Here is a 13894-nt window from a genome sequence, read left to right on the forward strand (position 1 = left end):
GAGCAAGTGAAATGGTCTGAGCTATCCATTCATACTACTAATGAGGCAGTGGAAGCAGTAAGCAATATTTTGCATGAAGCTGGTGCTAGTGGAGTAGTAATTGAGGATTCAGAAGAGTTGGCTAGAGATAGAGAAGATGTTTTTGGAGAGATCTACAGCTTAAATCCAGATGATTTTCCAGTAGACGGAGTGCGTATTAAAGCTTATTTGGCTGAAACAAGCTTTCTATTAGAAACGGTGGAAGAGATCAAACTTGCGATCAACAACTTACTAAATTTTAATATAGACCTTGGACATAATATTATTACCGTAACCGAAGTAGACGAAGAAGATTGGGCGACTGCATGGAAAAAGTATTATCACCCAGTTAAAATCTCTAACAGATTTACAATTGTTCCTACTTGGGAAGAATATAATAGAGTGAACTCTGATGAATTAATTATTGAGTTAGATCCAGGTATGGCGTTTGGCACAGGGACACACCCTACTACCGTTATGTGCTTGCAGGCACTTGAAAAAACAGTGAAGCCCAACCTATCAGTTGTCGATGTAGGCACTGGTTCTGGTGTGTTATCTATTGGAGCAGCTAAACTAGGGGCAGCTACAGTTCACGCACTTGATTTAGATGAAGTGGCAGTAAGATCTGCACAAGAAAACATTGCGATCAATAGAGTGAGCGATATTGTAAAAGTTACTCATGGTAATCTATTAGACAATATTACAGAACAAGCAGATATAGTTGTTGCCAATATTTTAGCTGAAATCATTATGACATTTACCGATGATGCTTATACTATTGTTAAGCCTGGTGGGCAATTCATAACTTCTGGAATAATTTCGACTAAAAAAGATGATGTGAAAACTGCTCTTCAAAATTCTGGTTTTGAAATAGATGAAATAATGATGATGGAAGATTGGGTAACTATCATTTCAAGAAAGCCTGTTAAGTAAAGGAGTAGTTGTCTTGCAACGTTATTTTACAGAAAAACCGTTAGATGAGAATTCTACTATAAAAATACTTGGAGACGATGCGCATCATATGATTCAAGTGATGCGCATGTCACCTGGTGATGAAGTGTATATAGTAGCCGCTAAAGAAACGTATATTATGACTATTCTTTCTGGAACTAGCAAAGAAGTCATTTTAGAAACAAAAGAAAAAGTATTAAAAACAAATGAAATGCCAATTAAAGTTTCTATTGCCTGTGGATTACCAAAAGGTGACAAACTAGAACTAATCACACAGAAGGCCACTGAACTTGGTATGCATTCCCTCTTTCCTTTTGAAGCAAAGCGCTCTATCGTGAAATGGGACAAGCAAAAAAACGAGAAAAAAATAGCAAGACTGCAAAAGATTGCAAAAGAAGCGGCGGAACAGTCCCATCGCTCATCTATTCCTCACATACATAGTCCTAAGAGCTTGAAAGACCTAATAGAAGTCTCTAAGCAATATGACGTTAAATTTGTTGCTGATGAAGAGGATGCAAAATTAACTGAGCGACAAAAGTTTGCTGACCAATTAAAAAAGGTGTATGATAAACAATCGATACTTATTGTTTTTGGTCCGGAAGGTGGACTAGATAGACATGAGGTTAAGCAACTTTTAGACAATGATTTTCAACCCATTGCACTTGGTCCTAGAATATTAAGAACTGAAACTGCGCCGTTATATGCGCTTGCTGCTATTTCCTATGAATATGAATGAAAGAGGTGTAAGGATATGTCATCCGTTGCATTCCATACATTAGGCTGTAAGGTAAACCATTATGAAACAGAGGCCATTTGGCAACTATTTAAAGAAAATGGTTATGAACGTACAGACTTTGAAAAAAAATCAGACGTTTATGTAATTAATACATGTACTGTAACAAATACTGGTGATAAAAAGAGTAGACAGGTTATACGAAGAGCTATTCGTCAAAACCCTGATGCTGTTATTTGTGTTACCGGCTGTTACGCACAAACCTCTCCTGCAGAAATAATGGCGATTCCTGGTGTTGATATTGTCGTTGGTACCCAAGAGCGTACAAAAATGCTTGGTTACATTGAACAATACAAAATGGAGCGTAAACCTATTAATGCGGTAGGAAACATTATGAAAAATCGTGTATATGAAGAGCTGGATGTACCTGCTTTTACTGACCGTACACGTGCTTCTCTTAAAATACAAGAAGGATGTAACAATTTCTGTACTTTTTGTATCATTCCTTGGGCACGTGGCTTGATGAGATCCCGAGACCCACAAGAAGTAGTTAGACAAGCACAACAGTTAGTTGATGCTGGTTATCTAGAAATCGTCTTGACTGGTATACATACTGGTGGATACGGAGAAGATTTAAAGGATTATAATCTTGCTCAACTATTAAGAGATATTGAAACAAATGTAAAGGGACTTAAACGTCTTCGAATTAGTTCAATAGAAGCTAGTCAGCTATCAGATGAAGTAATCGATGTTTTAAAGCAATCGAATATAGTTGTAAGACATTTACACATACCAATTCAGTCAGGCTCAGATACTGTTCTAAAAAGAATGCGTAGAAAATATACAATGGAATTTTTTGCGAATCGCTTAGACCGTTTAAGAGATGCACTTCCTGATTTGGCAATTACATCAGATGTGATTGTAGGATTCCCGGGAGAAACTGAAGAAGAATTTATGGAAACATATAGCTTTATTCGTGATCAAAAATTTTCTGAACTACATGTTTTCCCATACTCAAAACGTACAGGTACCCCTGCCGCTAGAATGGAAGATCAAGTGGATGAAGAAATTAAAAACGAACGAGTACACCGACTTATTACTTTGAATGATCAACTGGCAGTAGAATATGCATCTCGCTTCGAGGGAGAAGTTCTGGAAATCATCCCAGAGGAAGTTATCACTTCAGAAACGGGAGAAACCATGGTAGAAGGCTATACGGATAATTACTTAAAAGTTGCTATACCAGGCTCTGAAGAACTGATCGGAAAATTAGTAAGAGTAAAAATAACGCGAGCAGGCTATCCTCAAAATATTGGTCAATTTGTTCGTGTGTTAGAAGAAGTAAAAGAGCTAGTTTGACTTAGGTCACTAGCTTTTTTACATGAAAAAGGAAAGACAAGGGGGGCATTAAAGGCAAGTGCACCCATGTTACTTCCTTTTTTTTGTTGGAAGAAACATAGTTGCTTGGCTTTTCTTATGTTTACTAGTAATATTAAGAGGTACGTACAACTAAGAAGGAGATTTTAAAATGACAAATAATATAGCAGCACTTATAGATCATACGTTATTAAAACAAGATGCGACTAAAAATCAAATTGAAAAACTTTGTGGGGAAGCAAAACAACATGTATTTGCATCTGTTTGCGTTAATCCGACTTGGGTTAGCTTAAGTGCTTCTCTATTAAAAGACTCACCGGTTAAGGTATGTACAGTAATCGGATTCCCACTAGGGGCTAGCACTAGTGAAGTAAAAGCATTTGAAACTACGGATGCTATTGAAAAAGGTGCAGATGAAATAGACATGGTTTTAAACGTTGGAGCTTTAAAAGACGGCGATTTTGATTATGTTCAAAAGGATATTGAAGCAGTAGTACAAGCAGCTAAAGGAAAAGCTATTGTAAAAGTAATTTTAGAAACTTGTTTATTAACAAATGAGCAAATAGCTAAAGCTAGTGAACTATCTAAATTAGCTGGGGCAGATTTTGTCAAAACTTCTACTGGATTTTCAACTGGAGGAGCAACTGTCGAAGCAGTTAAATTAATGCGCGAAACAGTAGGTCCTGAGCTAGGTGTGAAAGCTTCTGGAGGAGTTAGAAGTCTTGCTGATTTAGAAGCTATGGTTGAAGCAGGAGCTACTAGAATAGGTGCAAGTTCTGGTGTAGATATTGTAAATGGCTTAGAAAGTAAGTCAGATTATTAATTGGTGAATATTTAAAACCAAAGTATTGACCAAGTCTATAATATACGGTATAATTTTTTAGTACATAACACTTGGTTATGTACTGACGTGTGTTCGGAGGGAGGGAAAGAGAGATGTCAAAAACTGTCGTTCGCAAAAACGAATCGCTTGAAGATGCTCTTCGCCGCTTCAAACGTACTGTATCTAAAAGTGGTACAATTCAAGAGGTTAGAAAGCGCGAGTTTTATGAAAAACCAAGCGTGAAACGTAAAAAGAAATCAGAAGCTGCACGTAAACGTAAGTGGTAATTTAATCCCAACCATCCCTACGTTCAAAACACGTACTGTATGATTAACATTTACAATTATGTAAACCGAGAAAATTTATTTTCTCGGTTTATTTTAATTTATAGTTTAAAAGAGATTAGCTGTATGTAATATACTGAGCACTCGAACGATCATCGTTCGAGTGCTTTTTTTGTTTTTTTGAGTAAAAGAGGGATTTGTAATTATATATAGAATTTAGAAGATACCTGGCTATGAATTCTTATGGCCGAAACTTCTGGAAGGGGTGACATATTGAAAATGAAGAAAATTCAAAAGAGCATACTAATGAGAGGTATTACTTCTTAACTAGGGTATAAACCTCTCAAGGTAATGGGAGGAAAAATTAAAGATGATGAATTTAGAAAACATGGTACACGTATTAGCTTCAAATACGGTGGCCCAAAACCTCGTTGAATTTTGGGGAAATGATGAGGGTTCATTAGAACTATGGCGCGCAAGTTCAAACTTTGTATATGCTTTTAAACAAAATGAAATTCAATATTTTTTGCGATTTAATTTAGAACAGGATAAAACTATGGACCAATTAAAAGCTGAGTTAGATTATATGCAATACTTATCCTTAAATGGTTTTCCATCTGTCGTACCAATTCGTTCAAAGAATGGAGAATTAATTGAAACACTAATGGCACCTGAAGGAACGTATATGGCAGTTGTCTTTAGTAAAGCAAATGGAATTAACCTGGATCCGGATGATATTACTGAAATACAGATGGAGGAGTGGGGAGAATCACTTGGCTCACTACACACTTTGTCGAAAAAATTCGAGCCTGAATTTGTAAGAAGAAAAAGTTGGTTGGACACAGTGGATCTCATGAAAGGTATTTTTCAAAAGCATCCTGCTGATTGTATTGCCCTAGAGGAGCTAAATAGAGTTACCTCATGGCTTCAATCGCTACCGTCGGATAATGATACGTTTGGACTCATACACTATGACTTCCAGCTGGATAATATCTTTTTTGAAGAGAAAAGAAATTGTTTTAATGTAATCGACTTTGATGATGCTATATACCATTGGTATGCGATTGATATTGTAACAGCCCTTGATGATTTTATTGGCGAGGAAAATCCTTCTTCAAAAGTATTAATGCAGTCTTTTTTGAATGGTTATCGCTCCAAAATGAATCTAGAAAATGATATAGTGGCTCAATTTCCACGGTTTCAAAGATATGCGAATTTATATAAATTCTACAAGTTATTGAGTTCACTAGATCATGAAGTCATCATTGATGCTCCGTCTTGGTATGATGGATTAAGGGGAAAGTTAATGCGTGTGACAGATGATTTAAGAATGTCCTTTCAAAAGCCATGGTAAATACAATATGGTATATAAAGGGATGCTTTAGTACAAATGAATAGAAAAAAGAGACTGGACATTATGCTTGCGGGGTTGATGGAGAGAAAACGCGAAAACGTTACAAACAATTGTACTAGCATAGCATATAAATAGCAGCAGAATTGACAGTATAAAAAACAATGAAAATGCCCAGGCTTTTATGCCTGGGCATTTTTTTCAATCACGTTTTATTCGCTTGCAGCAGGTATTAAGTCTATACTCCATACAATTTAAAATGAATGAAGTAGTCAACCAAAAGTATTAGAGAGGGGTCGGCTGTTCTTAATTTTTTTGGTATTTCAGTGGCCTTCTATAATATCTCTAATTCCATTGACATGAATATAAAAAAATATCTCATAATCAAAATATTTTTCTTAATAAAATGAAACTTTTAAGATTTTCATCCGTAAACAATAATATACATATAGATGAAGGGAGGTTTAAGTGTGAAATTAGCGCGGCTATTTATATCTTTTTGCTTGTTACTTGCCGCTTTTGCTGTAGTGATTCCGACTTTTTCTGCAGACTCCAAGTTAGTCTATAAAGTTCCTGTTTATAAGGAAGTAGAGAATGGTTTGTATGCTTTTTTAAAACGCTCTATAAAGGAAGCGGAGGAAGCAGGAGCAGATGCCATCATTTTCGATATAAACACGCCAGGAGGGTTTGTAAATTCTGCAGAGAGTATCGTGAATTTGTTAGATTCGACTGACATTCGTAAAATAGCCTATATTAACTCAGAGGCATTATCAGCAGGTGCATATTTAGCACTACACACAGATGAGATTTATATGTCACCCAATGGTTCCATAGGAGCTGCCGCTGTGATTGATAGTGCCGGAAATGCTGCTGACATGAAAGCAACTAGTGCGTGGAAGGCTAAAATGATAAATGCAGCGGAAAGAACAGGAAAGAATCCTATTTATGCTCAGGCAATGGCTGATGAATCTGTCGATCTCCCTCAGCTACGAGCGGGAAACGGAGAATTGTTAACGCTTTCAGCAAATGAGGCCATAGAAGTAGGTTATTCCGAGGGTACGGTTGCTACGTTTGATAAGTTGTTGGTAGAGAGTGGTCTTGAAGGTGCAAAAGTAGTAGAAATAGAGCAAGCCTTTGTAGAAACGCTCGCAAGAATTGTGACAAATCCAGTAGTAGTGCCGATTTTATTATCTCTTGCAAGCTTAGGTTTGGTACTGGAGTTATATTCTCCAGGTTTTGGACTTCCTGGATCGGTCGGATTACTATCGTTAGGTCTTTTCTTTTACGGGCATCTTGTAGCAGGGTTGGCAGGGTATGAATCCATTATTTTACTGGTAATAGGTATTATATTAATTATCGCTGAATTTTTTGTGCCGGGAGGTATTATTGGTATAATAGGTTTAGCAGCTGTTTTATTTAGTATAATATTAGCAGGTGGTAATCTTTTTTACATGAGTGTTGCTGTTTTAATTGCAATAACAGTAGCTATATTAGGAATGGTGATTATTGTGAAATTCTTTGGTAAAAGAGTGAGGTTGTTGAATAAAATGATTTTGACAGATGCTACTACTACTGAACAAGGGTATGTTTCTAATCAAAATCGTTTAGATTTAGTTGGGAAAATAGCAGAGACAATGACACAGCTTAGACCTTCAGGGACTATACGTATTGAGAATGAACGTATCGATGCGGTATCTGATGGTAGTTTTATCGGCAAAGATAAGAAAGTAGTAATTATCAAGGTGGAAGGCTCTCGAATTGTCGTTCGAGAAGCAAGAGAAGGGGAGGCAACACAATGATTACTGGAGGCATGATTGGTACTATAGTTATTATTGTCATTGCATTCATATTGTTATCGGTATTTTTAACATTTTTCCCGATAGCACTTTGGATTTCAGCATTGGCTGCAGGAGTTAAAATTAGTATTTTCACATTAGTAGGGATGAGGTTACGTCGAGTAATTCCGTCACGTATCGTAAACCCGCTTATTAAAGCACATAAGGCTGGATTAAATGTAACGATCAATCAATTAGAAAGCCATTACTTAGCAGGTGGTAATGTTGACCGTGTTGTTAATGCATTAATCGCTGCACATCGTGCAAACATCGAGTTGACGTTTGAACGTGCAGCTGCTATTGACTTAGCAGGTCGTGACGTATTAGAAGCAGTACAAATGTCTGTTAATCCTAAAGTTATTGAAACACCGTTTATCGCTGGTGTGGCAATGAATGGGATCGAAGTAAAAGCAAAAGCTCGTATTACAGTTCGTGCCAATATCGATCGTTTAGTCGGTGGTGCTGGTGAAGAAACAATCGTAGCCCGTGTTGGTGAAGGTATTGTAAGTACAATTGGTTCTAGTGTAAGTCATGAACGTGTATTAGAAAATCCAGATTTAATTTCACAAACAGTTTTATCTAAAGGATTAGACTCTGGTACTGCATTTGAAATTCTGTCGATTGATATTGCGGACGTTGATGTCGGCAAAAACATTGGGGCAGAGCTTCAAACGGAGCAAGCTGAAGCTGACAAGAAAATTGCGCAAGCTAAAGCGGAAGAACGTCGTGCAATGGCTGTAGCATCTGAGCAAGAGATGAAAGCTAAAGTTGTAGAGATGCGTTCTAAAGTAGTTGAAGCTGAAGCAGAGATTCCTCGCGCAATGGCTGAAGCACTTCGTGAAGGTAATATGGGAGTCATGGATTATATGAATTATAACAACATCAAAGCGGACACTGGTATGAGAGACTCAATTAGCAAGGTAGGAAATGACAAGCCTTCAACGGATGAGTTGAAAGACTAGTATTAGCTTAGAAAGGAGGACTTCTCCTTGGAAGGTTTAATAATACCATTAATAATTATTATCCTTAGTTCATTGTTTGGGAGAAAGAAGCCGGATGAGAAACCAGCACCCAAACCTGCTTCACGTGATATTCAACCTGCTCCACAGCAAAAGCCTGTCGCACAAAATCCTTTTAAAAGCTTAGGGGATTTAGCGAAAGAGTTTCAGCAGGAGCAACAACAAGCTAGACCCGAAAGAAAACAAACATCTAGAAAGCAAGCTCCAAAACAAGTAGTACAGGCAGAGGTACCTCCAGTAATACAAAAAGCTGGAAGAGAAGCGGGGAGAGACCAAGGTGTGCCAAGGTCAACTGGCCGTCTTTCTGTTCATCAAGTGGGAACGACTGATATAACTAAAAAATCTGTAGTTCATAACATAATGCCTGATACAAAAGAGGAGCTAATGCGCGCAATTGTCTTATCGGAAATATTAGCTCCGCCAAAATCTAAAAGATAACTCATGAACACCCCTTTACATGCATAAATTCATGTAAAGGGGTGTTTTTTATCAAACAATTATTTCCACTCCATGCGAGTATTATGATTGATAATTTTGATGATATTATATTAGATTATGAAATTTCTCTTCTTCGGTTAACAGATACGGAGTTAGTCTGTTCCTACAACCATTATCTTCTAGAAATAAAAGCAGACCGTTTGTCTATAAAGTCCATGTCGATGGAGCGCCTTCATCTTCAGGTAGACAAACTCCTTCACTTTAAACTTACTAGGAAGGAAAGCAGCTGATGCCACAACAATTAATTAGGATCCAATTGCCAAGCTCTACTGATCAGTTTCTATTATTTCAAAAGCTGTTATCACAACAAATTGAAGTATATCGGGTGTATAGCACAGAAGAAAGCTTGTTCTTTTCTATCAAACGTAAAGATCTTAAAGAGTTTAGAAAGATAAGGAAAACATTGAAGATTCCTGTACACTTAAAAGATGAGACAAAAAATCGTACGATTTCTTTATATTCATATTCCATAATCGGGGTAATCTTTTTTTTCATAATACCAGTGGTTTTGGCGCAATTTATATGGAAGATCAATATAGACTCTTATACGCCAGAAAGCAATATTCTAATTACAGAACAACTGAAAGAAATGAAAATTAAAGAACGTATACGTATTTCTTCTTTACCGTCAGAGCAAGAAATTCGGCAAAAGCTACTTTTAAAGCATAAGGAGTTCTCTTGGATACACTTCACGCAATCAGGTTCCACTTTAACAGTGACTCCGATGCTTGCTCCAGTCACGAAGGAACGAGAAGTAAAAAATGCTCCCGCGTCTCATCTTATTGCTAAAAGAAGCGGTGTGATTACAGACTTTGAGCTAGTAAAGGGAGTTAGAGCTGTAGATAAGAATGCAGCTGTAAAAAAAGGTGACATACTTGTAAACGGCTTTGTTACTCAAGGAGAAAAACGAATTATAACTAGCGCAGAGGGCAAGGTCTATGCAAGTTATTGGATAGAGCTTAACTTCGAACTTCCCAAAAAAGTGACCATTGTAAAACCAACTACTAGAGAAGTACTGATTGAGAAAAAATCTAATAACAGCAATGAATATTGGAAGGAAATAGCTATGCCTCGATTCTTACAGCCATATTTTAAAGCGGGCTATGTGCAAGGTAGTGAAAAAGTTACCTATGACTTAGATGAAGAATCCGTAGAGCATTTAGTTCGACCTTTATTATTTCAAAAAATTATGAATGATTTACCGCGGGGCACTCAAATATTAGAAGATAAAGTTTTACAGATGTCTATAGAAAATGATAAAGTTAAAGGAAAGATATTATTACTAATAAATGAAAATATTGCAACACCACAAGTTATACCCCAAGGAGACGACACATGAGCCAACAAAAACAATTAGATATTAATTTACAAGATCCAACTGAAGCAGTGATGCTGCTTGGTATTTCAGATAAGAATATTAAACTGATTGAAGAAGAGTTGAAGGTGCAGTTGATCACCAGAGGAGAACTAATACAAATTGCTGGTGAAGAACAAAATGTAGAAGATGCAAGGCAGCTAATCATACAGCTTCTACTTGTGATACGAAAAGGTATTAATATTAACCTTCGAGACGTTACCACAGCTATAGAAATGAGTGCAAATGGGACAATTGAATATTTTGCAAGTCTTTATGATGAAGAAATAGCTCGAAATACTAAAGGGAAAGCAATACGGGCTAAAACCATTGGTCAAAGAGAGTATGTTCATGGAATTAGACATACTGATTTAACGTTTGGAATTGGACCAGCAGGTACCGGAAAAACTTACCTTGCTGTAGTAATGGCTACACAAGCTTTAAAAAATGCACACGTTAAAAGAATCATTTTAACACGTCCAGCAGTTGAGGCAGGGGAAAGTCTAGGGTTCCTACCAGGAGATTTAAAAGAGAAGGTAGACCCTTATTTACGCCCTTTATATGATGCATTACATGATGTATTAGGAACGGAGCAAACGGATCGCCTTATGGAACGTGGAACAATAGAAATTGCTCCCCTTGCTTATATGCGCGGCAGAACGTTAGATGATGCTTTTGTTATTCTGGACGAGGCCCAAAATACTACAAAAGCTCAAATGAAAATGTTCTTAACACGATTAGGCTTTGGTTCAAAAATGGTTATAACTGGAGATAAAACTCAAATAGATTTGCCAAAGGGTGCAGAGTCAGGTCTCATTGTAGCAGAAAAAATACTACATCAAGTTTCTGGCATACACTTCCAATATTTAGAGCAAGGCGATGTTGTTCGTCACCCATTAGTTGCTAAAATTATATCTGCATATGAAGAGCAGTAGTCAATAAAGAACGTGAAATCAGCGACTTGATTTCACGTTTTTATTTCTTTTTAAAGACAGTTAATTTCTTAGAAGCCTCTCCATACTAGCTGTTTGAGAGGAAGTGCAATTCTGTGAGAATAACTCGAGCTGAAACATAAGCAGGAGTAAATGCCACGAAAATTTGGAAGGTGTGCCCCTAGGGAAGTATCCCACCAAAAGGAAAACAACTATATAATTGGAATAGAAGCCCTGAAAACTTTAACACATCGTAGATTTTTTGAGGCTTTTTAATTTGGGGAAGTTTGGTCCTAGGCTCTTTTATTTATTTGTAGTTGTTGGCTTACATTAACGTCTATACTTACTTAGTAGTGAGTGAATCCTTCTGAGTCTTGGGTCCGCAATATGTTTTGCCCTTCGAAGTAAGTAACTATCCACAACCGGACCTTCAGTTACTAGTTAGGATCTAAACTAAATAGGTACCTCGAATAGAAGATGAACCAATTACAGCCCGATAACGTCATCATTCTAACTGTAAACCGGTCAATTCAGATAAATTGGTCAAATTTTGAAAATATAAGGTATAATAAAGAGAATAGTAGACGAGGGGATGATAGGATGAAGTCTTTAATGATCAAGTGGAGAAAATGGCGAGAAAGTAAATATCTCCCTTTAATTATTATCCTTCTAACTTCCATAAGCATGTTTCTACTGGTTAAGGGAAGCGTGCAAGAAAATACATATGATATATCCTTAATGAATTTAGCACCTGAAACCATCCGTTCAGTTAAAACGATGGAAGACCCAGTAAAAACTGAAGAAGAAAAAGACCAGGCTGCATCAGAAGTTAATCCTGTCTATCAATTTCAGGATGAAACAGCTGAAAATCAGGCCACTATCATTGAGTCTATTTTCGATAGTGTAATAGAGATTAAGCAATCTATCACAAGTGATGAGCCTGAAGCGGCAACAGATAGTCTTCAAAGACTAAAAAAAGAAATGAACGTTCTAGCAGAAAATGCTAGCTTTGTACCGTTAACTGACGATGCACTGAGTATATTATTAAGTCAAAACATAGCAACTATAAATGATGTTAAAGAAAAGCTTCCTATCCTAGTAGAAGAAACATTAAGTGAACCGATTAGGAATGAAAACTTAGGTACAGAAAGAGATAAGGTTGTTCAGAAAGTCCGAACTACTTTTAATTACCCAGATAGTTTTATGAGCGTTTTAGTTTCTATAGCTCGGGGCTCCATTATAGCTACAGAAACAAAAAACGATGAACTAACTGAGCTACGCATGGAACAAGCTAGAGCTAGCGTTGAACCAACTAGAATTTTACAAGGTCAAATACTCGTTCAAAAAGGGGAAATTGTCAGTAAAGATGTGTATCGCCAACTAGATCTATTAGGAATGCTGACTGATAAATCATCTTATAAACAATATATAGGTGTAGCTCTTTTTGTATTGATGACAATGTGGGTGCTATTCGGACAAACCATTCGTTTTAAAGACCCTAATGTTATCAATGTGAAAAATCTGATTGTTGTGGCTTTTAGTGTTATTGTATCCGTCTTGATGATGAAAGTGCTACAATCAGTAGCGTACAATTTTGATGTTGTTATTGCATTTTTGTTTCCTACTGCAATGGTATCCATGTTAGTTTATATTCTAGTCAATGAAAGAGCGGCTTTTATATCTAGCTTTGTCGTAGCTGCCTATGCAGGGATTATTTTTCAAGAAGGATATACGAATATCTTTCAAATGGAAGTTGCTTTATACATACTCTTTGGTGGTATAGCAGGGATTTTTGCCGTACAGCGTATGTACAATAGTTCTCAAATTTTACGTTCAAGCTTAATCGTTGCGTCTATAAATTTAACGTTTATCTTATTTTATCTGTTAATGACAAAGACAACTTATGAGTTTGTTGATGTAGCTTTCTATATTGGCGCTGCCTTAATATCTGGTATATTATCCGGGGCTCTTACACTTGGTATTTTGCCTTTCTTTGAGTCGCTTTTTGGAATCTTATCCACAATGAGGCTCATAGAACTTTCTAACCCAAATCATCCATTACTTAAGAAAATTTTAACTGAAACCCCTGGTACGTATCATCACAGTCTGATGGTGGCAAACTTAGCAGAAGCAGCTTGTGAGGCAATCGGAGCGAATGGCTTGCTAGCTAGAGTTGGATGTTATTATCATGATATCGGAAAAACAAATCGACCTGGGTTCTTTATAGAAAACCAAGTGAACGGCTATAATCCACATGATAACCTTTCTCCAGAAGCTAGCAGGGATATTATTATTTCTCATGCAACAGATGGAGCGAATATTTTAAAGAAACATAAGCTGCCGAAAGAAATCATAGACGTGGCGGAACAGCACCACGGCACTAGTTTATTGAAATTCTTTTATTATAAAGCAAAAGAAAGTAATCCTAATACTACTGAGGAATCCTATAGATATCCTGGGCCAAAGCCACAGACGAAAGAAATTGCAATTATTTCAATTGCAGATAGCGTAGAGGCGGCTGTAAGATCCATGAAGGAGCCAAATGGAGAGAAAATCCACAGTCTGATTAAATCCATTATTAAAGATAAGGTAATTGATGGACAATTAGACGAATGCGACTTATCATTCAAAGAAATAAAGAAAATTGAAGAAAGCTTCTGTTCTACTATGAATGGCACATTCCATTCGAGAATAGAATACCCTAAATAAATAGTAAGGA

12 protein-coding genes are annotated in these 13894 nt (G+C 36.8%); all 12 read left to right on the forward strand.

The window, feature by feature from the left end; all coding sequences use genetic code 11:
• Positions 1 to 6 precede the first annotated feature (6 nt).
• The gene (gene prmA / locus MKX96_RS08635) at positions 7 to 951 is read left to right on the forward strand and encodes a 50S ribosomal protein L11 methyltransferase (RefSeq protein ID WP_340883207.1); all 945 of its coding nucleotides are present in this window, start codon (positions 7 to 9) and stop codon (positions 949 to 951) included.
• 13 nt (positions 952 to 964) lie between these two features.
• Complete coding sequence (locus MKX96_RS08640; protein ID WP_298472890.1) at positions 965 to 1705, forward strand: 16S rRNA (uracil(1498)-N(3))-methyltransferase; 741 nt, start codon at positions 965 to 967, stop codon at positions 1703 to 1705.
• Positions 1706 to 1720: 15 nt separating this feature from the next.
• Positions 1721 to 3061, forward strand: a complete 1341-nt coding sequence (mtaB, locus tag MKX96_RS08645; RefSeq protein WP_340883208.1) for a tRNA (N(6)-L-threonylcarbamoyladenosine(37)-C(2))-methylthiotransferase MtaB — start codon at positions 1721 to 1723, stop codon at positions 3059 to 3061.
• Positions 3062 to 3230: 169 nt separating this feature from the next.
• Positions 3231 to 3902: a deoxyribose-phosphate aldolase gene (deoC, locus tag MKX96_RS08650; RefSeq protein ID WP_169358060.1), complete on the forward strand. Its 672-nt coding sequence runs from the start codon at positions 3231 to 3233 to the stop codon at positions 3900 to 3902.
• Between the two features lie 113 nt (positions 3903 to 4015).
• Entirely contained in the window at positions 4016 to 4189 is a 174-nt protein-coding gene (gene rpsU, locus MKX96_RS08655; protein WP_004227078.1) for a 30S ribosomal protein S21, read from the forward strand.
• A gap of 367 nt (positions 4190 to 4556) precedes the next feature.
• Positions 4557 to 5540: a phosphotransferase enzyme family protein gene (locus MKX96_RS08660; protein ID WP_340883209.1), complete on the forward strand. Its 984-nt coding sequence runs from the start codon at positions 4557 to 4559 to the stop codon at positions 5538 to 5540.
• A gap of 467 nt (positions 5541 to 6007) precedes the next feature.
• Positions 6008 to 7336: an NfeD family protein gene (locus MKX96_RS08665; RefSeq protein ID WP_445678183.1), complete on the forward strand. Its 1329-nt coding sequence runs from the start codon at positions 6008 to 6010 to the stop codon at positions 7334 to 7336.
• 11 nt (positions 7337 to 7347) lie between these two features.
• Positions 7348 to 8334 carry a flotillin-like protein FloA gene (gene floA / locus MKX96_RS08670; RefSeq protein WP_340885935.1) on the forward strand — a complete coding sequence of 329 codons (987 nt, stop codon included), beginning with the start codon at positions 7348 to 7350 and terminating at the stop codon, positions 8332 to 8334.
• Between the two features lie 27 nt (positions 8335 to 8361).
• Complete coding sequence (locus tag MKX96_RS08675) at positions 8362 to 8829, forward strand: hypothetical protein (RefSeq protein WP_340883210.1); 468 nt, start codon at positions 8362 to 8364, stop codon at positions 8827 to 8829.
• A gap of 289 nt (positions 8830 to 9118) precedes the next feature.
• Positions 9119 to 10228, forward strand: coding sequence for a sporulation protein YqfD (locus MKX96_RS08680; RefSeq protein ID WP_340883211.1), 1110 nt, complete (start codon positions 9119 to 9121; stop codon positions 10226 to 10228).
• Positions 10225 to 11178 (forward strand): PhoH family protein, encoded by a 954-nt coding sequence (locus tag MKX96_RS08685; protein ID WP_251555578.1) that lies wholly within the window; start codon positions 10225 to 10227, stop codon positions 11176 to 11178. Before MKX96_RS08680 ends, MKX96_RS08685 begins: the two co-directional genes overlap by 4 nt.
• A 597-nt stretch (positions 11179 to 11775) precedes the next feature.
• A complete protein-coding gene (locus tag MKX96_RS08690; RefSeq protein ID WP_340883212.1) occupies positions 11776 to 13884 on the forward strand; it encodes an HD family phosphohydrolase in 2109 nt (702 codons plus the stop codon).
• Positions 13885 to 13894 lie beyond the last annotated feature (10 nt).

The organism is Psychrobacillus sp. FSL W7-1493 (genome assembly GCF_038004905.1).
Taxonomy (GTDB): domain Bacteria; phylum Bacillota; class Bacilli; order Bacillales_A; family Planococcaceae; genus Psychrobacillus.

What these genes read in the sequence shown, in the direction of transcription:
- mtaB (WP_340883208.1), top strand. Translation starts at nt 1,721, where the DNA reads ATGTCATCCGTTGCATTCCATACATTAGGCTGTAAGGTAAACCATTAT.
- deoC (WP_169358060.1), top strand. Translation starts at nt 3,231, where the DNA reads ATGACAAATAATATAGCAGCACTTATAGATCATACGTTATTAAAACAA.
- rpsU (WP_004227078.1), top strand. Translation starts at nt 4,016, where the DNA reads ATGTCAAAAACTGTCGTTCGCAAAAACGAATCGCTTGAAGATGCTCTT.
- MKX96_RS08660 (WP_340883209.1), top strand. Translation starts at nt 4,557, where the DNA reads ATGATGAATTTAGAAAACATGGTACACGTATTAGCTTCAAATACGGTG.
- floA (WP_340885935.1), top strand. Translation starts at nt 7,348, where the DNA reads ATGATTGGTACTATAGTTATTATTGTCATTGCATTCATATTGTTATCG.
- MKX96_RS08680 (WP_340883211.1), top strand. Translation starts at nt 9,119, where the DNA reads ATGCCACAACAATTAATTAGGATCCAATTGCCAAGCTCTACTGATCAG.
- MKX96_RS08685 (WP_251555578.1), top strand. Translation starts at nt 10,225, where the DNA reads ATGAGCCAACAAAAACAATTAGATATTAATTTACAAGATCCAACTGAA.
- MKX96_RS08690 (WP_340883212.1), top strand. Translation starts at nt 11,776, where the DNA reads ATGAAGTCTTTAATGATCAAGTGGAGAAAATGGCGAGAAAGTAAATAT.